Origin of the sequence: Arthrobacter cavernae (assembly GCF_017368795.1) — a bacterium.
GTDB classification, from domain to species: domain Bacteria; phylum Actinomycetota; class Actinomycetes; order Actinomycetales; family Micrococcaceae; genus Arthrobacter; species Arthrobacter cavernae.
Genome location: NZ_JAFNLL010000002.1, coordinates 107834 through 130313, shown reverse-complemented (window position 1 = coordinate 130313; position 22480 = coordinate 107834). Strand labels below are relative to the sequence as shown.

Here is a 22480-nt window from a genome sequence, read left to right as displayed (position 1 = left end):
CATGAGCGAAATTACCGCACACGGCGAGAAGAAACTGGTTCTCGCCGCCGGAAGGGCACATCCGGAGCTGGCGCAGGAAATCGCCAAGGAGCTGGAAACCGAACTCCTGCCCATTGACGCCTATGACTTCGCCAACGGGGAAATCTACGTCCGCTCGGCAGAGAGCGTCCGCGGTACCGACGCTTTCGTGATCCAGGCCCACCCGGCCCCACTGAACAACTGGCTCATGGAGCAGCTGATCATGATCGACTCGCTCAAGCGCGCGTCGGCCAAGCGGATCACCGTGGTCTCGCCGTTCTACCCGTACGCCCGCCAGGACAAGAAGGGCCGCGGCCGCGAGCCCATCTCCGCCCGTCTCGTGGCAGACCTCTACAAAACCGCAGGCGCCGACCGCATCATGTCCGTGGACCTGCACACCTCGCAGATCCAGGGCTTCTTCGACGGCCCCGTGGACCACCTCATGGCGATCCCGCTGCTGGCCGACTACATCCGTACGCGTGTGGAAGCGGACAACATCACTGTTGTCTCGCCCGACACCGGCCGTGTCCGCGTGGCCGAGCAGTGGGCCGAACGCCTGGGCGGTGCCCCGCTGGCCTTCGTGCACAAGAGCCGCGACCTGACAGTGCCGAACCAGGCCGTTTCCAAGACCGTGGTGGGCCAGATCGAAGGCCGCACCTGTGTCCTGATCGATGACATGATCGACACCGGCGGAACGATCTCCGGTGCCGTCCAGGTCCTCAAGAACGCCGGCGCAAAGGACGTCATCATCGCCTGCACCCACGCAGTGTTCTCCGAACCGGCCGCCCAGCGCCTGGCCGAATCCGGTGCCCGCGAAGTGGTCGTCACCAACACGCTCCCCATCCCCGCCGAGAAGCGCTTCCCGCAGCTCACCGTGCTGTCGATCGCACCATTGATCGCCCGCGCCATCCGCGAAGTGTTCGACGACGGGTCCGTCACCAGCCTCTTCGACGGCAACGCCTGACATCCAGGACTGACCTTCAACGGGCCATCCGCAGCCTCCGGGCGTGCGGATGGCCCGTTTTCAGTACTCGTTTTCCCTATACGGGTGACCCGCTGCTAAGATTTTGGGGATACCTTGGCGAGGGAGAGCACATCCGGTTCGCATTTTGTGAATCAGGGTTGCGGGTCTCCGTTATCGACTGGGTCTGAATCTCCTTCAACGAAGGCGGGCGGCTGCTGCTGCAGTCGGTTTCCTGCCGGGCGTAGAAGGTCCCACAGACCTCCGCCCTTGCTGATCGACTTGCCCTGCACAGTGCCGGGCGCCAGTAATCAAGGAGTACACATGTCTGAGCAGAAGCTCACCGCAGAACTGCGCACCGAATTCGGCAAGGGCTTCGCCCGCCGTGCACGCGAAGCCGGCAAGATCCCGGCAGTCATCTACGGCCACGGTGCCGAGCCCATCCACATCAACCTTCCGGGCCGTGCCACCACCCTGGCCGTCCGTGTTTCCAACGCCCTGCTGTCCGTCGACGTCGACGGCGAACTGCACCTGGCCATGGTCAAGGACATCCAGCGCGACCCGATCAAGCAGATCATCGAGCACATTGACCTGCAGACCGTCCAGGCCGGCGAAAAGGTCACCGTAGACGTGGCCGTCCACATCACCGGCGAAGTTGCTCCGGGCGCCGTTGCCAGTCAGGAAGCCACCACGGTTTCCCTGGAAGCCGAAGCCACGCACCTGCCGACTTCCGTTGAGGTCAGCATTGCAGGCCGCAAGGCCGGCGAGAACATCCACGCTTCGGACCTCATCCTGCCGCAGGGTTCCGCACTGCTCTCCGATGGTGAAGCCCTGGTGGTCCGCATCTCCGAGGCTGCAGGCGAAGCTGCCGGCGAAGCAGCATCCGCCTAGTCCTTTCCGACTAGCCGAGGCGCACAGCCTTTGAGTGGCCGGGCCCCCGTGGGGTCCGGCCACTTTCTTTACCCTGCCCCCAGCGAACCTTTCCTTAGGATGAGTCCATGACAGACACCTGGCTGATCGTCGGCCTTGGCAACCCCGGAAACGAGTACAGCCACAACCGCCACAACGTGGGCCAGATGGTGCTCGACGAACTCGCCTCGCGCACCGGCGGAAGCTTTAAGGCGCACAAGTCACGGGCGCAGGTGGTGGAGGGGCGGCTGGGCATCGGCGGACCCCGCGTCGTGCTGGCCAAGCCCATGACGTACATGAATGTCTCGGGCGGCCCCGTGGCAGGCCTCAGCAAGTTCTTCGACATCGCACCGGACCACGTGATCGCCGTGCATGACGAAATCGACATACCCTTCAACACGGTCAAGCTGAAGCTCGGCGGGGGCGAAGGTGGTCACAACGGACTCCGCGACATCTCCAAGGCCCTGGCCACGAAGGACTACCTCCGCGTGCGCGTGGGCGTCGGCCGGCCGCCCGGACGCATGGATACCGCGGACTATGTGCTCAAGGATTTCGCCACGGCTGAAAAGAAGGAGCTGCCATTTCTTCTCGATGAGGCAGCAGACGCAGTGGAAATCCTCATGAAGGAGGGACTGCTGGCCGCCCAGCAGCGTTTCCATCCCGTGAAGGCCTAATTTCCGGGCGCTCCTGCCCGAATACTAGTGTTGGCCCAAGGGGTGTGGCAACGTCTACTTACTTGGAAGGCTAAGGGGTACTCTTCTCATAAGCGGAGGCAGGCCTGGGGGCCAATGCCTGCAGGGGTAGCTAAGGAAACTGAATGTCAAGGGAGATGCATAGCTGGGGCGATGCTTCTGTCGCGTTGGATCCAGTTGAAACAGGACATGTGAAGCCCGGGAACCACCTGAAATGGTCGGTTGCCGCAAGGGGCAGCGAGCTTGAACGCGTCAAAGCCGCACTGACCGCCCCTGATTGTCTGGGCGTCATCATTACCGGTGCTCATGGAGTGGGAAAAACCTCCATGAGCCACTTGGTGGTTGCCTCCCTGGACGAAGCGCCCCATGTCCTTCACCTGCGCACACCGACCACGGACAACGCATCTGCCTACGGCGCCTTCGGTTTCATGCTTGCCCGGCTCCCGCAGAAGTACCTGGGCTCGCCCACCGGGATCCTCCAAGGCATCACGGCCATGCTGCGGCAGGATGCCGGCGGCCGTGACGTGGTGATTGTGGTCGACAACCCGGTGGGGATGGACGACATGAGCACCGGCGTCCTCATGAACATTCTAATAACGGGAACTGCCCGTATTATCGCCATTGCGCCGCACGTCGGCGACCTGCCTGCGGACTTCCACTGGTTGGTCCAGGACGGCCGGCTCTCCGAGGTCACCCTGGAAACACTCACGCAGCAACAGACGGGTGAACTCCTTTCTGCCATGCTCGGACACCGCCTCACCAAGGCGCTCACCAGCAATCTTCACGCGATGACGGGCGGCAACCCGCTGCTGCTGGAATCCATCGTTACCGAACAGCGGCAGCGCGGAAACCTTGTACTGGTCAACTCCGTGTGGACCTTGCGGGGCGACGTGGTGTTGGAGGGAGGCCACGGCCTCGAGGAGATCGTACGATCCAGGTGGTCCCGGGAGACCCGGGAAGCCAAGGAAGTCATTGAAATGCTGGCCTGCGCCCGGCGGGTGCCGCTGGCGGTCCTGGCCAGCGTGTACAACGCCAAGACCCTGGCGGACATGGAGGAATCGGGCTTGCTGCGTGTGGACGACTGCGCCGAACGTTGGATCTCGTTACGGCTGCAGTACATGTCGGACATTGTCCGTGGCTGGCTGACGGTGCCGCGCCGGCGCAAGCTGCGGGAAAAGTTGCTCGAGCACAACGAACCCGCTCTTGCCGACATGACGGCAGAAGATCTCATGGTCTATGCAGCGTGGGCGCATGACTGCCAGGTGGAACTCGACCCGGCGCATGCCCTCGCTGCAGCGCGGGCTTCCGTCCGGTTGTTCGATCCCGTGTTCGCCATCAAATGTGCTGAGAGCATCCGCAGGTCCGACGCGGAGTGGGCCGGGGGACAGCGGGAAAAGGCCGCTGCGTACATTCTTCTGTCCGACAGCAAGCAAGCCTTGGCTGCGGTGGAGGATGTCTCAGACGAGCAGCTCGATGCCCTGCCGATCAATGAACTGGCGGCCTATACGGGAGTGCGCTGCGCCGCCATGCGGGGGGTGGCCGGGCAGTCCGGACTGGTTCCCCACGTCCTTGACGCGGCCCGGGAACGGCTGGAGCGGCTCGGGAAGGACACGGAAAGCGAGGAGCACGGGCGGGCGGTCCGCCGCCTCGACCTTGAAGAGTTTGTCCACGCCGCCCACACCGGAGAGTACATGCGGGTGATGGAGCGGCTGGAAATGGCGGCGGCAGACTGTACGGTGCCCCACCTTTCGCACAGCATTCACAGCAGCATCATCCTGATAGAGGCCTATGCCATGACGGGGCGCGAAATGGACGCGCTCCGTCTCAGTGAAGCGACAGCGCAGCGGATCGCCGAGGCGCCCAGCCCCGGGGCATTCTGGGAGCACTACCGGCTGCGCGCCTTCTGCGCAACCCTGGCCGCGGGGCATTGGCGCAGCTGCCTGCGGATCCTCGCTTCCGGTCCGGCAGCCACGCCTTCGGAACTGCAATACCGCGGTGCCGTCCTGGAACTCGCAATCGGCATGGCCAAGTTGTTCGCCGGTCGCGGACCCGAGGCACTTGAATCATTGCTGCCGGCCGCAGCGCAGCTGGAACACCGGCCCGTCATGAATCTTCTCCCTCTTGCCTACGCGGCCACGGCGTTCGCCTATGCCCAGATCGGTGATTCCACCAACGCCTACAAGTACTTGTCATTGGAAGGCGCGGACGGGTGGGCTGGCGGCTTCGTGACCAACTGGGCACGGGAATTCTGCACGAACATGGCCCGCCGCTGGCTCGGCGAACCCGATGCCAGGGAACGTCTGGTCAGCGCCGCCAAGGAAGATATTGCCCAGCAGCGCTACGCCGTCGCGGGAATCAACCTGGTAGGGGCCACGGTCAATGGCCGGGATGAGGATTTCCTGCTGATGGAACAGGTCGCTGCCCGCCGTCAAGGGTCGCTGGCACGGATGTCCTCCCTGATGGCCAAGGGCAGCCTGGGCCACAGTTCCCGCCTCATGATGGAGGCCGCCGATCTCGCAGCGAGGCTGGAACTTGATGCCATGGAGGCCCGCTGCGTGGCCTTGGCACTTGACTATGCGCGGCTGGCGTCGGACCAAACCACGTCACGGCTGGCCCAGGCGAGGCTGGACCGGCTCTCGGAGCTGGTTGTCGAGCTCCCGGTGGTGCCGCAGGGCAACGCTCCGCTATTGACGGAGCGCGAGCGGCAGATTGCCCGCCTCGCGGGGCGGGGCGTGTCGAACCGGGACATCGCGAGGGACATCGGCGTCTCCGTGCGGACGGTCGAAGGCCATTTGTATCAGGTGTTTGCCAAGCTGAGCGTGTCCTCGCGGCGTGATCTCCTTGGCCTCATCTAGGGAAACGGACACGGGCCCGGGCGGCCTTGCTGATTTGAATCCGGTCCGCCCCCGCCCGTTCGTAGGGCGCCGGCACTATGTCGACGCGGCCACGGAGACACTGCGCAGCGGCGCCACGGGAGCCGTGCTGCTCGTGGCAGAACCCGGCCTCGGCAAGTCGGCCTTGGCGGAGGCGATCGCCCAGGACCTGGCGGACGAAATGATCATCATGCGCGTTCACGGCAGTCCCTCGCTGGCCAACGTTCCTTACGGCGTCCTGGCACCCTACCTGGTGGACCTGCCGGAAGACCCCACGAGTTCCCATGTGGCCATCCTGCGCGCTTTCTGGGCCCAGTTCGAGCGGCTTCGCGCCGGCCGTGAGCTGCCGTTGCTGTTGCTGGTCGATGATGCCCACGAGCTGGATTCCGCAACAGCCAATGTGATCGTTGACCTCATCACAGCCAACTGGGCCAAGGTGGTGGTATCGTGCCGGCCACGGCCGGGCCTGCCGCCGTCGCTGATGCAGCTCTGGTACGACAGCATGGCGGAACGCTTCGACCTGGAGCCGCTGGGCCGGGATGACGTCAACGACGTCGCCGAACATATCCTCGGCGGGCCGGTCCTGCCGAGCACCACGCACATGCTGTGGACCGCCTCCGAGGGCAATCCGATGCTGCTCAACTGCCTGCTCGAGGACGGACGGGCCAACGGAAGCATCGTACGCAACAACGGCGTCTGGCTGCTGGCAGGGCCCTTGGCCACAGGGGGGCCCGCATTGACAGGGTCCGTGCGGAACCAGCTCTTGCGACGCACCCCGCAGGAACGCGAGGCCCTCACCATGATTGCCCTCGCCGAACCGGTGAGTCTGTCGGCCCTGGAGGCAACGTCCGGTGCCGACATGGTCCAGGCACTGGTGGACAGCCAGCTCGTGGAAATGTCCGCCGACGGCGGGGAACAGCTGAGGCTCCGCCACGCCGTGTACGGGCAGGCAATACGCAGCATGGTCTCGTCATCGCGCAGCCTGCAGCTGCGCCAGCAGCTCATCAGCTACCTCGACAGCCAGCCGGGTTCCGAGGCCGCGCTGCTCCGGATGGTGGCCTGGTCGGTTGAATCGGGAGTCAAGGTCCCCGACAACCAGCTGCTCAAGGCCGCCATCCATGCCGCGAGGACGTTTCAAAACGAGGCTGCAATCAACCTGGCGGCGCGGATCCATGACCCCGGACCCTGGCAGCAGGGCCGCGCCGCCGCCGCGCGTGCGTACTTCAGCTCGGGGGAATACTCGAAGGCCGAGCGGGCCCTTGAAGCCAGCAAACTGGACGGCTTCCCGGGCCACAGCGACAGCATGGCCCCTGCCGGAGCTGTGCTGTTGGAGGCCAGCATCCGAACCGCAGTGGCCGCTGCCCAGCCCGGTGGCTTCGGACTGCCGGTGGGCAGGGGAACCGGGCAGCGTGCCAGTGCGCCCCGCTCCGTGACCGCGCAAGCTCCGCTTCCCGGGCCCGTGGTGCAGCTCCTGGACCTGGACATGGCGGGAGACTTCCAGGGCCTGGCCGGCCTGCTGCAGGAACTGGGGCCCGTGCTCCTGACCGGCGTCGAGGACCGGAAACAAGATGTTCTCAGCGCCTTCCTGCTGTGCATGCGCTCTGATGTCCTGCGCGCCGAAGGGGACCCCGTCCAGGCGCTGGCCGAGGCCAACCAGGCTGCAGAGCTTGTTATCGATGATCCTGAAGAACTGTTCTTCATCCGGGAGTTCGTGCTCTACCGCCGGGCCGCGGCCGCCGTGGACTCGGGGGACTGGGTTCAAACTGAGAAGATCCTGGCAGGCTATGAAGCCGAGGCAGGTCCCGGGCTGACGACATTTGGTGGAAGCGTCCAGTATTTCCGGGGCCTGGCGCTGATTCGGCAGGGGCGGTTCGATGCCGCGTTCAAGCTTCTCCGCCCGGCCGTCGAGGCCCTGCGCCTGAACGACCCCCAACAGCTCCTGCGCTGTGCCGTCGGCGCTGCAGCCTATGCGGCAGTGCGTGCCGGGGAGCGGCAACAGGCCCAGGTCCTGTTCGACGAATCCCGCGGTTTCCGCGGACCGGGGCGCGGACCGGACTGGTGCCTGGGGCCCACCTTCGCCACGGCAACCGGAGAGGTCCTAAACCGGGACGGGGCAGGGGTGGCGGGCCTACAGGATTTGCTGGATTCCGTTTCTCCCTCCTTGCCGGCCAGTGCCCGCCTCCAGGCATTGTCATTGTGGCTGGAGATTGGGAGCGGGGCAGCTGTGGACCAAACCCTGGAGCTGACCTCGACCATGACGGGACCGTGGGCCAGCTCGTGGTCGCACTTTGCTTCGGCACGCGGGACGCGGGACCCTGACACAGCGATGAAAGCCGCCGAGTCGGTGGCCGCCCTGGGCATGATGCGGATGGCACGGGATGGCTTCGCGCACGCAGCCAACCTCTACAAGGCCGCAGGCGAGCAGAGCGGCGCCCGTCAGGCCGTCATCCGGCAGGGGCAGTGCGACCACGATCTTGGCAAGAGGCCGGGTGCAGTGGCCGGACCCGCGCAGGCTGCCCAGGTCCAGCTGACCCGTCGGGAGCGGGACATCATTGCCTTGGCCATCGAAGGGCTGACAGACCGCCAGATCGCGGAACGGCTCATGGTCTCCGTCCGCACAGTGGAGGGACACCTTTACCGTAGCTACGCGAAACTTGGCATCAGGCGGCGCGAAGAGCTGGAAGGGGCCCGCGGCCTCTGACTTGCCGGGGCCGGCGCGTCGCCTTCCGGGCACCCAAGCGCCACGGGAATATGCGTCCAATGGAGTTACTAATCCGAGTAGCAGGCAAGTAATTCCGGCCGGCCAGTAGCGGGACTTGAGTACTCGAACGCAGTGGTGCCGCCGATGAAGCCCTGAAGACGAGTAGTGGTTACGGTTGTACCCGGGGGCTTTGCGCGGTTGACTGAACGCAGCCACGAAACAGCGCGGAAAAGGTCTCGACATGCACGCCTCTTCATCTCACATCCGCAATGACCTCAGGTCGCTGCACGATGCCGCCGTGCGGCACATGCCGTCCGATGCCGCAGTAGTCGTCTGCTTTCCATCCGTGAATATCCGGACTCAAGTTCTTATCCGGCGCGCTGTCCTGCTCCCGCGAGCGGACAGCGGCGCCCCTACAACGGAGCCGGCGGCGATAGAGTCTTCTGAGACCAAGGCTCTGCCCCCCAGCCGCCGCCGGCTCCCTCACTCCGGTCCGGGCAGGAGTGACATCGACGCCCTCGACGACTTCCAAGCACGGAGTAAAAACCGGGCAGGCTTGGACAAGGCCTGCTTCAACCTTGTATCGGCAACAGCGATCCCCGCTTGTGAAGGGCAGTCCCCGGCATGACCGGCACCATGCTCAAGCCCGCAGGCCCGGATCGGCTGACCCGTGTCACCGTGCGGCGCGTCAGGAAAGCGTCAAAGCGGATGCGCGCCTACCTCGGTGTGGCCCATTTGCGGCTGCGCAACATCTTGACGCGTGACCCCGTGGCCGGAACTGCCGACGTCGTGGTCTCCATGACCACCTACGGCCAGCGCTTCCGCACCGTGGACTTGGCCCTGGAATCGATCGCCCGGGGAACCGTCAGGCCGCGGCGGCTGATCCTCTGGCTGGATGACCCTGCCCTGCTCAAGTCCGAACAGCCGGGACTGCGGCGGCTGCAGCGGCGCGGCGTGGAAGTGCGCTTCTCGCGCAACTTCGGCCCGCACACCAAGTACTACCCCTGCGTGGCCGGGGCCTGCGATCCCGTGAGCCCGCTGGTCACGGCGGACGACGACATCGTCTACCCGCCGCGATGGCTCCAATCGCTCGTGGAGGCCAACAGCCGCTACCCGGACATGGTCCACGGGCACTGGGTCAGCGTGATCGGCACCAATCGCGGAAGCATTACCCAGTACGAGGCGTGGTCGCGACGGCGCGACACGCGCCCCGGTTTCAACAACCTCGCCATGGGCGTCTACGGCGTCATCTACCCGCCGGCGATGCAGCGCGAACTCAGGAACCGCGGCGAGCTGTTCATGGACGTATGCCCCGGCGCCGACGACATCTGGCTGAACTGGGTGGCCCTGCGTGCCGGAATCCAGACACGCCAGGTGGAGGCCAAGTCCCACCGTTTCCCGGTGATCCCGGGAAGCCATGCCAGAGCGCCCAGCGGCGTCAACGGTACCCATCGCGGCAATGACCGTTGGATCCGGACCCTGTACTCCGCAGAGGATATCTCCACACTGGCGGCAACAGGACCTGCAGAATGGCTCAACGAAGGTGACGGGCGGGGCGGGGTAACTGGCTGAACGGCCCGCCGGGTCCGCCGTGGGATAATTAGCTTCAGTCCATGTGACTTAATTCGCCCGGCCCCGGCCGCGGCGTCCGAGGTCACCTACCTGTCGCTTCAGGAGCCTTCGCCATGGTTGCCACTCCGGCCCACGTTCTCGACCCGCTTGCTTCCCTTGGCAACGAGGAAGTCCTGCGTATCCGCAACGACTTCCCCATCCTGCAGCAGACGGTCAACGGCAAGCCTCTCATCTATCTGGATTCCGGCGCCACCTCACAGAATCCCCTCAGCGTCATCGAGGCCGAGCAGGAGTTCTACGAGCAGCGCAACTCCGCCGTCCACCGCGGCGCCCACTACCTTGCAGTCGAGGCGACGGAGTCCTTCGAGGACGCCCGGAGCACGGTTGCGGCCTTCATCGGCGCGGAGTGGGACGAGGTCATCTGGACCTCCAACGCCACCGAGGGCCTGAACCTCCTGAGCTATTCCTTCCTGAACGCTTCCCTGCCCGGCGCCGATCCCGAGGCAGCCCGCTTCGGGCTGTCCGCCGGGGACGAAATCGTGGTCACCGAGATGGAACACCACGCCAACCTCATCCCCTGGCAGCAGCTGGCGCAGCGCACCGGGGCTGTGGTCCGCTACATCCCCGTGGACGATCACGGGGTCCTCGACCTGGAGGAGGCCGCCCGGATCATCGGCGGCCGGACGAAGGTGCTTGCCTTCGCGCACGCCTCGAACGTCGTGGGCACGATCAACCCCGTGACCGCGCTCGTGGCGCTGGCCCGTGCCGTCGGGGCCCTGGTGGTCCTGGATGCCTGCCAGTCGGCCCCGCACATGCCGCTGGACGTCAAGGCACTCGACGTCGACTTCGCCGTGCTATCCGGCCACAAGATGCTGGCCCCCACGGGCATCGGCGTGCTGTACGGCAAATCTGCGCTCCTGAACGCCATGCCCCCCTTCCTCACCGGCGGGTCCATGATCACCACCGTCACCATGGAGAAGGCTGCGTTCCTGCCCGCGCCGCAGCGCTTCGAAGCCGGAACCCAGAAGATTTCCCAGGCCATCGCGCTGGCCTCCGCCGTCAACTACCTGACGGAAACCGGGATCGACCGCATCCACGAGTGGGAGATGGTCCTGGGCCGGCGCCTCGTGGAGGGCCTCAGCGGGATCCCGGGCGTCCGCGTGGTGGGGCCTGCCGCGGGGATCGAGCGTATCGGCCTGGCCGCGTTCGACGTCGACGGCGTCCACGCTCACGACGTCGGGCAGTACCTCGACAACCAGGGCATCGCCGTCCGCGTCGGCCACCACTGCGCCCAGCCCTTGCACCGGCGCCTCGGCCTGACCGCCACCACCCGGGCCAGCACATACCTGTACAACACCACCGACGACGTCGACGCCCTCATCCAGGCCGTCGCGGGCGTGCGCGGATTCTTCGGAGCGTAGGAACACCATGAGCCTTGAACAGCTGTACCAGCAGATCATCCTGGACCATTCCAAGAGCCGCCACGGCGACGGCCTCACCATGGTCGAAGCGCCGGAGGGCGCCACCAAGGGCCAGTCGCACCAGCTCAATCCCACATGCGGGGACGAGATCACGGTGCGCGTCGCGGTGCAGGGCGGCCGGGTCAGCCAACTGCGCTGGGACGGCGCCGGCTGCTCCATTTCCATGGCCTCGGCGTCGGTCCTGACCGACCTGGCCGAAGGCCTGGAAGTCGCGGAGTTCACGCACATCATCGACACTTTCCGCGACATGCTGCGTTCTCGCGGCAAGATCACCGCGGATCCGGAAGTCTTGGGCGATGCCGCAGCCTTTGAAGGCGTGGCCCGCTACGTGGCCCGGGTCAAGTGCGCCATGATCTCCTGGGTTGCCGCGGAGGACGCGCTGGCCCAGGCCGTCGCGGGGCAGCAAAACTAGGCGCCCAACCCGGCTCAGGAACGGGCGAAAACGTCCGGCACGCCGTCGCCGTCGTCGTCCCTTTGCTCTTCGGCCTGCACCCGTCGGTAGTGCCGGTTCCGGGCCTTGAGCACGACGGCGGCGAGCAGCGCCGCGAGCAGGGAACCGCCTAGGATGGCCACCTTGGCGTGGTCGTTGTGCGCCGAGCCGAGACCGAAGCTGAGCTCGCCGATCAGCAGCGAGACGGTGAATCCGACGCCGGCCAGGACCGCCACGCCTGCGAGGTCGATCCAGGCGAGGCTGGCATCCAAGCTTGCCCGCGTTGTCTTGGTGACCAGGAACGTGGTGCCGAAAACGCCGATGGTTTTGCCCGCCACCAGTGCCGTCACGATGCCGATGGCCACCGGGTCGCTGAAGGCGGCGGCCATGCCCTCCGCACCGCCCAGGGCCACGCCCGCCGAGAAGAAGGCGAAGACGGGCACGGCGAAGCCTGCGGAGAATGGGCGCAGCCTGTGCTCGAAGCTTTCGGCCAGGCCCTCGGCGGGTTCGCCCTTCTTGCCCGAGGCGAACACGGGAACTGCGAAGGCCAGGAGCACTCCGGCCACTGTGGCGTGGATTCCGGACGCGTGGACGAATCCCCAGGTGGCAAGGGCCAGCGGCACCAGCAGGTACCAGCTGCGGATGCGCTTCTGGACCAGGAAGGTGAAGAGGCCCAGCGGAACCAGCGCAGCCAGGAGCATGAGCGGCTGGAGGCCTGTGGAATAGAAGAAGGCGATGATGCCGATGGCCAGCAGGTCATCCACCACGGCCAGGGTCAGGAGGAAGGTCCGGAGCGCCGCCGGCAGGTGCGTGTTGATGACGGCCAGGACCGCCAAGGCAAAAGCGATGTCCGTGGCGGTGGGGATGGCCCAGCCCTTGAGCGCCTCTGCTCCGGAGCCCAGGTTGACCACGGCGTAGATGATGGCTGGTACGGCCACGCCGCCCACGGCCGCGGCCACCGGGACGATGGCTTTGGCCGGCTTGCGGAGGTCGCCAGCCACGAATTCGCGCTTGAGCTCCAGGCCGGCCAGGAAGAAGAACACGGCCAGCAGGCCGTCGGAGGCCCAGTGGCCCAGGCTCAGCTCAAGGTGCCAGGGTTCGAAGCCGATTTTGATGTCGCGCAGGGCGAAGTAGCTGTCCGCGGCGGGGGAGTTGGCCCAGGCGAGGGCGAGCACCGTGGCGGCCAGGAGCAGGGCTCCGCCCACGGTTTCCGTGCGGAGGATCGCGAGGACCCGCTGGTATTCGGCATAGCTGGAGCGGCTGAAGACGCGCTCTGTGCGGGACGGCGGCGAAGTGTGTCTGGCCATGGGGCTCCTTGCGGGATGTGCGGGCATGACAATGCGAACCACCGACCAGACTTCCCGGCACGCCAGCTACCAGTCTAGCCGAGCAGCCCCGCAACCCCGATCGCCGCCGTCGCGAGCCCCAGGACCATGGAGATGGTGACCAGGACGACGTGGACTGTGAGGAACTTCGTGGCCTTCCCTGCGGCGTCGCGGGCGCGCGGGTCCTTCATGACGCGGCGCAGGAACTGCGGCCACACCACCAGGGACCATGCGCCGGCAACGAGCAGGACCCAGCCCAGGATTGCGGGGATCTGCATGCTAGTGGCTTTCGAGCCAGGCCTGGGCCTGCTGGGACTGGATGTTCAGGGCCTTGCCGACCATGGGCTCGGCGGCGTCGGCGATCTTGCCGCCCAGGAACGGCACCGAGGAGGACACGGTGCCTTCGAGCTCAACGCGGGTGCTGCCGCCGTCGGACACCAGACGCTGGACCGCGGTGACGTCCAGCGGGGCGCCGGAGATCTTCATGGTGATGTTGCTGACGCGGGAACCGTCGGCAGCGGGGGCATCCCACTGCTCGTTCTGCGTGACGGTGAGGCTGTCGCCGACGAACTTGCGGGCGATGTCCGGCAGGCGGGTGGTGGGCAGGGTGCGCACAGCGGTGGTGCTGAACGCGCCGGCAGTGTCGCCGTCAATGGTGAACGATTCCAGGGTGCCGCCCACAAACTCGCTCGTGTGCCGGAGGAATTCTTCGTTGACGAAGATCGCTGCGACGCGGTCAACGCTGTGCGGCAGGGTGGTGGTTGCACTCAGGGCCATGGGTCCTCCGTGGATGAATTGGGTAGGGAAGCTGTTTTAGCTCCAAACATCCTACGCGGTGGGCGGGGTAGGCTATGACCACCCGGGATTCGAGAGAATCGCGGGTTTTCGTGTTGCCTGCCACCACTCCAGGAGAGCAATCCATGAGCCCCAAAGGCCAGCAGTCCTCGGCCCCGTCAACGAATAATCCGTCAGCGAACGCCCCTTCCGCGAAGTCCGGTGACGGCAGCGCCCTCGGCGGCCTGCGGCGGGCCATGGCGGAGGACAGCTCGTTTGCCAGGGTGCGGCCGGAGGCAGCCAAGGACTTCGGCAACCGCAGCACCGACTACCAGATCAGTGCCCCCACCGGCATGCGCGCCGCACTGCTGGCGGAGATGGCCGATGGCCTGGCCGCGCAGGAGGGGGCGCCTGTGGTACTGGCCGTGACGGCCACGGGCCGCGAGGCCGAGGACCTCACCGCCGCCCTGGCCGCGTACCTCCCGGCGGAGTCCGTGGCGGCCTTCCCCAGCTGGGAAACGCTCCCGCACGAACGCCTCTCGCCGCGCTCGGACACCGTGGGCCGGCGGCTTTCGGTGCTGCGCCGGCTGGCCCACCCGGAAACCTCGACGACGGCCTCCCTGCGTGTGGTGGTGGCGCCGGTCCGCGCCGTGGTGCAGCCCATTGTGGCGGGGCTGGGCGATCTGGTCCCCGTCACGCTGGCGGTAGGGCAGGAACGGCCTTTCAGCGACGTTGTGCGCAGCCTTGCGGACGCGGCCTACGCCCGGGTGGACATGGTGACGCGCCGGGGCGAATTCGCCGTCAGGGGCGGCATTCTGGACGTTTTCCCGCCCACCGAGGACCACCCCATCCGGGTGGAGTTCTTCGGCGACGAGGTGGACCAGATGCGCTGGTTCGCCGTCGCCGACCAGCGTTCCCTGTCCGCCCCCGGCATGCACCACCCCACGGAGCTGCACGCGCCGCCGTGCCGCGAAATCCTGATCACCCCCTCGGTCATGTCCCGGGCCGCCAAGCTCAAGGCGGAGCTCCCGGCCGCGGCAGACATGCTGGAGAAGATCGCCGGCGGCATCGCCGTGGAAGGCATGGAATCCCTGGCCCCCGTGCTGGTGGACGCCATGGTGCCCTTCGTCGACCAACTCCCGGCAGGCTCCCTCGCCGTCGTGATCGAACCGGAGAAGGTCCGCACGCGCGCGCACGATCTCGCGGCCACCAATGAGGAGTTCTTGGAGGCCGCCTGGTCAACAGCGTCCGACGGCGGTGCGGCGCCCCTTGACCTGTTGTCCCGCGCGTCGACGGACCTGCACGCGGCGAGCTTCCGCTCCCTGACGGACACGCGGACCGCCGCGCTGGAGCACGGCGTGTCCTGGTGGTCCATCACCTCGCTGGCCACCGACGAGGAGCTCGTCCTGGAGATCGACGTCCTGAACCTGCACGCCCGCGAACCGCGCGGCTACCAGGGCGACGTCGCGGAAATGCTCGAGTTCATCGGCTCCCATGTGCGGGAGCAGTGGCGGATCGTGGTGGTCACGGACGGGCCCGGACCGGCCCAGCGCCTGGCCGAGCTCTTCCACGACGCCGACATCCCCTGCGCCCGCGTGGACACCCTGGACAAGGAACCGCAGCCGGGCATCATCGAGGTGACCACGGCCGCCGTCGGACGCGGTTTTGTCCTGGACAGCCTCAAACTGGGGCTGCTCACCGAAGCCGACCTGCTGGGGCGCGCGTCGGCCAGCTCCACCAAGGACATGCGCCGCATGCCCTCGAAGCGGCGCAACACCGTCGATCCCCTGCAACTGCACGCGGGCGACCACGTGGTGCACGAACAGCACGGCATCGGGCGCTTTGTGGAACTCATCCAGCGCAAGGTGGCCGGGTCCGCCGCGGGGGACGCCGGCCTGCGCGAGTACCTCGTCCTGGAGTACGCGCCGTCCAAGCGCGGCGCGCCGGGCGACCGGCTCTTCGTGCCCACAGACCAGCTGGACCAGGTCACCCGGTACGTCGGCGGGGACGCGCCGGCACTGAGCAAGATGGGCGGCGCGGACTGGGCCAGCACCAAGTCCAAGGCCCGCAAGGCCGTCAAGGAAATCGCCGGCGAACTCATCCGCCTGTACTCGGCCCGCATGGCCTCCCGCGGACACGCCTTCGCCCCGGACACGCCCTGGCAGCGCGAGCTGGAGGAAGCCTTCCCGTATGTGGAGACGCCGGACCAGCTGACCACCATCAACGAGGTCAAGGCGGACATGGAGCGGGAGATCCCCATGGACCGCCTGGTCTCCGGCGACGTCGGCTACGGCAAGACGGAGATCGCCGTGCGCGCCGCCTTCAAGGCCGTGCAGGACGGCAAGCAGGTGGCCGTGCTGGTGCCCACCACGCTGCTGGCCCAGCAGCACTACGAGACGTTCACGGAACGGTTCTCCGGCTTCCCGCTGCGCGTCAAGCCGCTGTCCCGCTTCCAGGGGGCCAAGGAGGCCAAGGAGACTGCCGAGGGTGTCAAGAACGGCTCCGTCGACGTCGTGATCGGCACCCACCGCCTCCTGTCCAAGGACTTCGAGTTCAAGGACCTGGGCCTGGTGGTCGTGGACGAGGAACAGCGCTTCGGCGTTGAACACAAGGAGGCGCTCAAGAAGATGCGCACCAATGTGGACGTCCTGGCCATGAGCGCCACCCCCATCCCGCGCACCCTGGAGATGTCCCTCACCGGCATCCGCGAGACTTCCACCCTGGCCACGCCGCCGGAGGAACGCCACCCGGTACTGACCTATGTGGGCCCGTACAGCAACAAGCAGGCCTCCGCCGCGATCCGGCGCGAGCTCATGCGCGAGGGCCAGGTCTTCTTCGTGCACAACCGCGTCTCCTCGATCGAACGGACGGCTGCCCAGATCCGCGAGCTGGTCCCCGAGGCCCGCGTGGAGGTGGCGCACGGGCAGATGTCCGAGAGCCGGCTGGAGAAGATCATTGTGGACTTCTGGGAGAAGCGCTTCGACGTCCTGGTCTGCACCACCATCATCGAGACCGGCCTGGACATCTCCAACGCCAACACCTTGATCGTGGACGGCGCGGACAAGTACGGGCTCTCGCAGCTGCACCAGCTGCGCGGCCGCGTGGGGCGTGGCCGCGAACGCGCCTACGCCTACTTCCTGTACCCCTCGGAGAAACCCTTGGGCGAGGTGGCACTGGAACGGCTCAAGGCCGTCGCAGCCCACAACGAGCTGGGCGCCGGCATGCAGCTGGCCATGAAGGACCTCGAAATCCGCGGCGCCGGCAACCTGCTGGGCGGCGAGCAGTCCGGCCACATCCAGGGCGTCGGCTTTGACCTCTACATCCGCCTGGTAGGCGAGGCCGTAGCCGAGTACCGCGGCGACGCCGAGGAAAAGGCAGCCGAGATGAAGATCGAGCTGCCGGTCAACGCCCACCTGCCGCACGACTACGTGCCGGGCGAACGGCTGCGCCTGGAGGCCTACCGCAAGCTGGCCGCTGCCATCACCAACGCGGCCATCGACGAGGTCCTGGCCGAGCTTGTGGACCGATATGGCGAGCCGCCGCTGCCGGCCAAGAACCTGATCTCAGTGGCCCGCTTCCGGGTGGGTGCCCGCGAAGCCGGGCTGTCCGACGTCGCGCTCCAGGGCAACTTCATCAAGTTCTCCCCGGCACAGCTGCCGGAGTCCAAGACCATGCGCCTGAACCGCATGTACCCGGGTTCGCAGTCCAAGCCGGCACTCGACGCCGTCTTGATCCCCAAGCCGAAGACCGCCAGGATCGGCGGCCGGGACCTGCAGGACGCCGAAATCCTCGAATGGGCCAACGGCGTCATCACGGCGATCTTCACTGATGTACCCCTGAAGGCGGGCTGACCGGATGATGGGAGGACACCACGCCGCGTCAGGTGCCGCGGCGTGGATAGCCATTGCCTCGACCGGTCCGTATGCCTTGGGCTGGTATCCGCTGGACTCCACCGGGATCCTGATCGGAGCCATGACGACGGCGGGAACCGCGCTGGTGTGCGACTGGGACCACCGCTCCAGCACGATCGCCCATTCTCTGCCGCCGCTCTCGAAGGTGATCGCGATCGGGATCGAGAAGGCCAGCGGCGGGCACCGGCAGGGGACGCATTCCCTGCTGGGGGCCTCGGCCTTCGTGATCCTCGCGGCCATGGCCGCACAGTTCCAGGTGGCCACGCCGGTGGGCCGTCTTTCCCTCGGGGCGGGGCTGCTGTGCATGTTCATGATCAACCTGGCCGCGGACGCGCTGAAGCTGTTCCCGAAACATGGCTGGCTCGCCAACTGGGTCTTCGCCCTGGTCATGGCTGGGCTGGTCACGTGGTTTGCCCCGCAGCAGTGGGGATGGCTGCCGCTGTCCATGCTGGCCGGCGTCGTGGTCCACATCGTGGGGGACATGATCACGGTGGGGGGAGTCCCCCTCCTCTGGCCGATCGTCATCAAGCCGCCCAAATTCTGGCGCAAGCTGCCGCTGGTGAGCGGGATCTGGAAGGCGAACGGGGCGTTGTCCATCCCGCTGCTGGGCAAGGCCGGCTCGCGCAGGGAATGGCTGGTGCTCATCCCGGTGAGCGGCTACGCCATGGTGGGAATGGGCGTGGCCTTGTGGGCACTGGCCCAGGACCACTGGCCCCTCGTGCAGGCCCTGTTGGACAAGGCCGGACGGGGGTCTTAGTCCGTTCCGATGAAACCGGCAGCGGAGAGCGGCGACTCGGGTTCCAAGGGTTTTCCCAAGCTTTGCCAAGCACAGTGGGCGAACGGGCGACCGCGGGCTGAAGCGGTTACCTTCGACGACAAGGGGACGGTTTTCATGAATCAGACGAAATTTCGCCGCAGCCCACGCTCAGGGGGGCAGCGGCACTTGCTTCGAAAGGCGGTGACGGGGCTGGCGGCCGGGGCCATGTTGGCGACCGTGATGTCAGTTCCGGCACACGCACTGCCCGAGACAGGGCCCATCGATCCATTCCACGGCTATCCTGCCTGGTATACGGACTCGGCCGGCGTCCAATTGGAGCTGTGCCTTGAGGGACCGCTCTGCCTCGCCTCCGGCGAGCTGCCCAATCCTGAGGCTCCGGTGAGCCCTCCCGGTGGCGGTAATTTCCCCCCGGAATCCTTCTGGTGGGCCGGCGAGGCCGCCATCACCACGGATACCACGGATGCCCTGCTGGTGTTGGCGCAGGAGGCTGCGTTCACCACTGAGGAGGCTGTGAACGGCGAACAAATAGCGTTCAACCGGGTGCGGATCCGGGTCAATGGCCTTGACTTTGGCGCAAGCTACACGGTCACCCATCCCTACGGTTCGGCAGTCTTTGTTGCGGAGGACGACGGTGTTGGAGGGGGCAAGATCAACAATACCGTTGACATCGGCTGCTTTGCGACGCCGTGTTCCCAAGCGGACTTCGGCCTGGCTCTGCCTTCGAAGCCGTTTCTACGCTGGGATCCGGCTGTAGGACCTGCAGCACCAGCCGGGTTCATCGGGGATCCTACTGTTGACCACGAAGTGGTAGGCAGCCCGACGGGCAACAACTTCTTCCGGGTGGTAGGACCGAACGTCGGAGGCCCTGGCGTCAACGCCATCCAGACGAACATGTTCGCCATCCAAGGCAAGCTCGCCGGGCCGTTCACCGACGTCCCGACGAACCACCAGTTCGCCACCGAAATCACCTGGATGAAGGATCAGGGCATCACCACCGGGTTCCCGAACGGTACGTTCCAGCCGCTGGGCTCGGTCAGCCGCGCTGCGATGGCGGCGTTCATGTTCCGGTTCTCCACGGACTCTGCTGCCTTCGTACCGCCGGCGGTGTCACCGTTCACAGATGTGCCGACCAACCACCAGTTCTACAAAGAGATCACGTGGCTGAAGAGTAAAGGCATCACCACGGGATTCACGCCCACCACGTTCGCGCCGCAGATGGCCGTGAACCGCAAGGACATGGCTGCGTTCATCTACCGTCTGGCCGGTGAACCTGCCTTCACGGCGCCGGCCGTCTCGCCGTTTACGGACATGACTCCTACCAGCCAGTTCTTTAAGGAAGTGTCCTGGCTGTCCACCACCGGCATCACCACCGGTTTCCCGGACAACACGTTCCACCCGTTTGAAGACGTCCACCGCGATGCCACGGCGGCGTTCCTCTTCCGCTTCGACCAGGCCTTCGGGGCACCCCCGCTTCCGTAGGTCCATCACCAAGCTGAGTGAGGGCAGCGGCCCCGGTCATCATTGCCGGGGCCGCTGCTTTTAGCACGCCGAACGAAACCTCCAAGGTTTCTCCAAGCGTTCCGGCGCATCCTGTTGATGACGATTAGTTTGTGCCCAAGGGGAGGGAAATCGTTATGTCCATCAGCCGACGGAGTCTGCTTGCGGCGGGTGGCTTCGGTGTTCTGACCGGAGCCGCTGCGCTGTACGGACCGCTGGCCACTGTCAGTGCTAAATCGGCCAGCAGGCTGGACAGTTCAAGGATGCCCGTCCCGTTCCGCCAGAAATTCGTCATCCCGCCGTTTCTGGCCCCGTACAAGAGGGGCATAGATCCCGGGGACGGACAGCCCGTGAACTACTACCGGGTGACCGAGCAGTCCACGACGATGGAGATCGTGCCGGGGATCAAGACGCCGATACTCGGTTACAACGGGGTCTTTCCCGGGCCCACAATCAGCAATGACCAAGGCACCCATGCCGTGGTGACCATGCGGAACCAGCTGCCCAGGAAGCACCCGGTGCTCGGCACACCGATCGCCACCTCCACCCATCTGCACGGCTCGGCGTCCCTGCCGCAGTACGACGGCTACGCCAGCGATACTACGCTGCCCGGTTTCAAGAAGGACTACCACTACCCGAACGTCCAGGATGCGCGCACTCTCTGGTACCACGACCACGGTGTCCACTTCACGGCCCAGAATGCGTACTCGGGCCTGGCGGCCATGTACATCATCCATGATCCGGTGGAGAAGGCGCTGCTCCCGCAGGGCGAATTCGACATCCCGCTGGCGATCAGCGACATCCAGTTCCAGGCCAACGGCTCGGCGATGTACGACGACCACAGCCACAGCGGCCTCTGGGGGGACGTCATTCTCGCCAACGGCGTCCCGTGGCCCGTCATGAACGTGAAGCGGCGGATCTACCGGTTCCGGCTGCTGAACTGCAGCATTTCGCGGTCCTTCCAGTTCCACCTGAGCACCGGCGACCCGCTGATCATCGTTGCCACTGACGCCGGTCTCATGCCCAAGCCGCAGCCGGTCAGGGAGTACCGGCACGCGAACTCAGAGCGCTACGAGTTTCTGATTGACTTCTCCCGGTACAAGCCGGGGCAGGAAATCGTTCTGAGAAACAAGTCGAATCCGTTCAACATCGACTACAACCACACAGACAAAGTCATGAAATTCGTGGTCACGGATGAGCCGTTCAACACGAACGATCCAACGGCCCGGACCATCCCCACGGTGCTGGCGGACAGCGCGGTGATGCACTTGGCGCGCTCACAGTCCAAGATCACCCGGAACCTGCAGGTGGAGCGGAAAAACGGCGAATGGAAACTCAGCGGCAAGAGCTGGGCGGACGTGATTGCCAGCAATTTCCAGTGGGCATGGGCCAACCCGGGCCTGGACGACGTCGAAATCTGGGAGATCGAAAACAGATCCGGCGGCTGGTTCCACCCTGTGCATATCCACCTGGTCGATTTCCACATCCTCAGCCGCAACGGAAAGCCCGCCTTCGCCTACGAAGAGGGGCCGAAGGACGTCATGTACGTCGGGGAAAATGAAAAAATCCAGGTCATCATGCGGTTCGAGCACCACAAGGGACGGTACATGGTCCACTGCCACAATCTGCCCCATGAGGACCACGACATGATGATCCAGTTCCGCGTCGGCCTGAAGGAAGGTGAATTCGATCCGAACGACCCTATCAAGGCGGCCCGTCCGGTCTGGGACACACCGGCACCAGCCTAGCGGCGGTGTTCGGCGCGCCCCGGCCAAGGTCCGGGACCTGGTTCTGGTGGCCACGGCAATACTCCTGCTGGTGGTCATCAGAATCTTCATTCTGCAGCCCGAACGAGTCGCCTCCGACAGCATGCAGCCAACACTGGCTCCGGGGGACGTGATTGTGCTGAACAAGCTTGGGCCAGCCCTTGGCGGCATCCACACCGGCGACCTCGTCACTTTGGACAGTCCTGCCAGCGGCGAATCGATCGTGAAGCGGGTAGTCGCCACGGGTGGACAGTCCGTGGAAATCTATGGCGGCGAACTGGTGGTGGACGGCAATGTTGTGCATGAATCATACGTTGACATGCACAACATGGGCGGGATCTTTTTCGGACCGGTGGCAGTCCCGGAGGGCCAGGTGTTCCTGATGGGGGACAACCGGCTGGCGTCAATTGATTCCCGCGACTTCGGGGCCGTTGACGCCGGTTCGGTGGAGGGCAGCGTCCTGCTGACTTTACCGCTAGGGGAGCGTGGATAGCTCCGGAGAGCCCAGGCCTTAAATGGCTGTGGCCCGGGCATCAGCCCGGGCCACAGCCATGAAAAGAATCAGCTTTCGCCGGCGGAATCCGAGCGGCCAAGAATGGTCTGCGGGATCCAGAAAGCCAGGGCAAACAGGCCCAGACAGACGGCCATCGGCCACGCGTTGTCCAGCGTCAGGAAGGCCAGCGAGTAGATCGCACCCAGGAACAGGACGATGCAGACCAGGAACAGAACAATGCTCTGGACGAGGTTGTTCTCTTTTTCAATGGGCGCGCTTACGGCGTTCTTGGACATTGC

The 22480-nt window shown here is 65.8% G+C and carries 17 protein-coding genes; 13 read left to right on the top strand and 4 right to left on the bottom strand.

Annotated elements, in window-relative coordinates; all coding sequences use genetic code 11:
- The first annotated feature begins 1 nt into the window (after position 1).
- From J1902_RS00570 to sufU, 8 genes are all read left to right on the top strand, one after another.
- Positions 2-982, top strand: a complete 981-nt coding sequence (locus tag J1902_RS00570; protein ID WP_207614244.1) for a ribose-phosphate diphosphokinase — start codon at positions 2-4, stop codon at positions 980-982.
- A 321-nt stretch (positions 983-1303) separates the two neighbouring features.
- The gene (locus J1902_RS00565; RefSeq protein WP_207614243.1) at positions 1304-1870 is read left to right on the top strand and encodes a 50S ribosomal protein L25/general stress protein Ctc; all 567 of its coding nucleotides are present in this window, start codon (positions 1304-1306) and stop codon (positions 1868-1870) included.
- A 107-nt stretch (positions 1871-1977) separates the two neighbouring features.
- Positions 1978-2562: an aminoacyl-tRNA hydrolase gene (pth, locus tag J1902_RS00560; RefSeq protein WP_207614242.1), complete on the top strand. Its 585-nt coding sequence runs from the start codon at positions 1978-1980 to the stop codon at positions 2560-2562.
- A 344-nt stretch (positions 2563-2906) separates the two neighbouring features.
- Positions 2907-5435 (top strand): LuxR family transcriptional regulator, encoded by a 2529-nt coding sequence (locus tag J1902_RS00555; protein WP_242701415.1) that lies wholly within the window; start codon positions 2907-2909, stop codon positions 5433-5435.
- Positions 5436-5469: 34 nt separating this feature from the next.
- Positions 5470-8154, top strand: coding sequence for an AAA family ATPase (locus tag J1902_RS00550; protein WP_207614241.1), 2685 nt, complete (start codon positions 5470-5472; stop codon positions 8152-8154).
- Positions 8155-8778: 624 nt separating this feature from the next.
- Positions 8779-9726, top strand: a complete 948-nt coding sequence (locus J1902_RS00545; protein WP_207614240.1) for a hypothetical protein — start codon at positions 8779-8781, stop codon at positions 9724-9726.
- A 113-nt stretch (positions 9727-9839) separates the two neighbouring features.
- Positions 9840-11147, top strand: a complete 1308-nt coding sequence (locus J1902_RS00540; RefSeq protein WP_207614239.1) for a cysteine desulfurase — start codon at positions 9840-9842, stop codon at positions 11145-11147.
- Positions 11148-11154: 7 nt separating this feature from the next.
- Positions 11155-11619, top strand: coding sequence for a Fe-S cluster assembly sulfur transfer protein SufU (gene sufU, locus J1902_RS00535; protein ID WP_207614238.1), 465 nt, complete (start codon positions 11155-11157; stop codon positions 11617-11619).
- Between the two features lie 14 nt (positions 11620-11633).
- Here sufU and nhaA read toward each other — a convergent pair whose 3' ends face one another.
- From nhaA to J1902_RS00520, 3 genes are all read right to left on the bottom strand, one after another.
- Positions 11634-12944, bottom strand: a complete 1311-nt coding sequence (gene nhaA / locus J1902_RS00530; RefSeq protein WP_207614237.1) for a Na+/H+ antiporter NhaA — start codon at positions 12942-12944, stop codon at positions 11634-11636.
- 74 nt (positions 12945-13018) lie between these two features.
- Positions 13019-13240 carry an SCO4848 family membrane protein gene (locus tag J1902_RS00525; RefSeq protein WP_207614236.1) on the bottom strand — a complete coding sequence of 74 codons (222 nt, stop codon included), beginning with the start codon at positions 13238-13240 and terminating at the stop codon, positions 13019-13021.
- Position 13241: 1 nt separating this feature from the next.
- Positions 13242-13739, bottom strand: coding sequence for a DUF2505 domain-containing protein (locus J1902_RS00520; protein ID WP_207614235.1), 498 nt, complete (start codon positions 13737-13739; stop codon positions 13242-13244).
- A gap of 254 nt (positions 13740-13993) precedes the next feature.
- Here J1902_RS00520 and mfd point away from each other — a divergent pair, with 254 nt between their 5' ends.
- The 5 genes from mfd (at position 13994) to lepB (ending at position 22181) form a co-directional block, all read left to right on the top strand.
- Positions 13994-17587, top strand: coding sequence for a transcription-repair coupling factor (mfd, locus tag J1902_RS00515; protein ID WP_207614540.1), 3594 nt, complete (start codon positions 13994-13996; stop codon positions 17585-17587).
- A 4-nt stretch (positions 17588-17591) separates the two neighbouring features.
- Positions 17592-18404: a metal-dependent hydrolase gene (locus tag J1902_RS00510; RefSeq protein WP_207614234.1), complete on the top strand. Its 813-nt coding sequence runs from the start codon at positions 17592-17594 to the stop codon at positions 18402-18404.
- Between the two features lie 240 nt (positions 18405-18644).
- Positions 18645-19904, top strand: coding sequence for an S-layer homology domain-containing protein (locus J1902_RS00505; RefSeq protein ID WP_207614233.1), 1260 nt, complete (start codon positions 18645-18647; stop codon positions 19902-19904).
- Positions 19905-20185: 281 nt separating this feature from the next.
- Positions 20186-21670, top strand: a complete 1485-nt coding sequence (locus J1902_RS00500; protein WP_242701414.1) for a multicopper oxidase family protein — start codon at positions 20186-20188, stop codon at positions 21668-21670.
- 46 nt (positions 21671-21716) lie between these two features.
- On the top strand, positions 21717-22181 hold the full coding sequence (lepB, locus tag J1902_RS00495; protein ID WP_307794335.1) for a signal peptidase I: 465 nt from the start codon (positions 21717-21719) through the stop codon (positions 22179-22181).
- A gap of 68 nt (positions 22182-22249) precedes the next feature.
- Here lepB and J1902_RS00490 read toward each other — a convergent pair whose 3' ends face one another.
- Positions 22250-22477, bottom strand: coding sequence for a hypothetical protein (locus J1902_RS00490; RefSeq protein ID WP_207614231.1), 228 nt, complete (start codon positions 22475-22477; stop codon positions 22250-22252).
- Positions 22478-22480 lie beyond the last annotated feature (3 nt).

Bases quoted from the DNA above. Each gene is read 5' to 3' on its own strand.
- J1902_RS00545 (WP_207614240.1), top strand. From the start codon at position 8,779: ATGACCGGCACCATGCTCAAGCCCGCAGGCCCGGATCGGCTGACCCGT.
- J1902_RS00540 (WP_207614239.1), top strand. From the start codon at position 9,840: ATGGTTGCCACTCCGGCCCACGTTCTCGACCCGCTTGCTTCCCTTGGC.
- J1902_RS00520 (WP_207614235.1), bottom strand. From the start codon at position 13,739: ATGGCCCTGAGTGCAACCACCACCCTGCCGCACAGCGTTGACCGCGTC.
- sufU (WP_207614238.1), top strand. From the start codon at position 11,155: ATGAGCCTTGAACAGCTGTACCAGCAGATCATCCTGGACCATTCCAAG.
- J1902_RS00555 (WP_242701415.1), top strand. From the start codon at position 2,907: ATGAGCCACTTGGTGGTTGCCTCCCTGGACGAAGCGCCCCATGTCCTT.
- pth (WP_207614242.1), top strand. From the start codon at position 1,978: ATGACAGACACCTGGCTGATCGTCGGCCTTGGCAACCCCGGAAACGAG.
- mfd (WP_207614540.1), top strand. From the start codon at position 13,994: ATGGCGGAGGACAGCTCGTTTGCCAGGGTGCGGCCGGAGGCAGCCAAG.
- J1902_RS00500 (WP_242701414.1), top strand. From the start codon at position 20,186: ATGCCCGTCCCGTTCCGCCAGAAATTCGTCATCCCGCCGTTTCTGGCC.
- J1902_RS00490 (WP_207614231.1), bottom strand. From the start codon at position 22,477: ATGTCCAAGAACGCCGTAAGCGCGCCCATTGAAAAAGAGAACAACCTC.
- J1902_RS00525 (WP_207614236.1), bottom strand. From the start codon at position 13,240: ATGCAGATCCCCGCAATCCTGGGCTGGGTCCTGCTCGTTGCCGGCGCA.
- J1902_RS00570 (WP_207614244.1), top strand. From the start codon at position 2: ATGAGCGAAATTACCGCACACGGCGAGAAGAAACTGGTTCTCGCCGCC.
- J1902_RS00565 (WP_207614243.1), top strand. From the start codon at position 1,304: ATGTCTGAGCAGAAGCTCACCGCAGAACTGCGCACCGAATTCGGCAAG.
- J1902_RS00510 (WP_207614234.1), top strand. From the start codon at position 17,592: ATGATGGGAGGACACCACGCCGCGTCAGGTGCCGCGGCGTGGATAGCC.
- J1902_RS00505 (WP_207614233.1), top strand. From the start codon at position 18,645: ATGTCAGTTCCGGCACACGCACTGCCCGAGACAGGGCCCATCGATCCA.
- nhaA (WP_207614237.1), bottom strand. From the start codon at position 12,944: ATGGCCAGACACACTTCGCCGCCGTCCCGCACAGAGCGCGTCTTCAGC.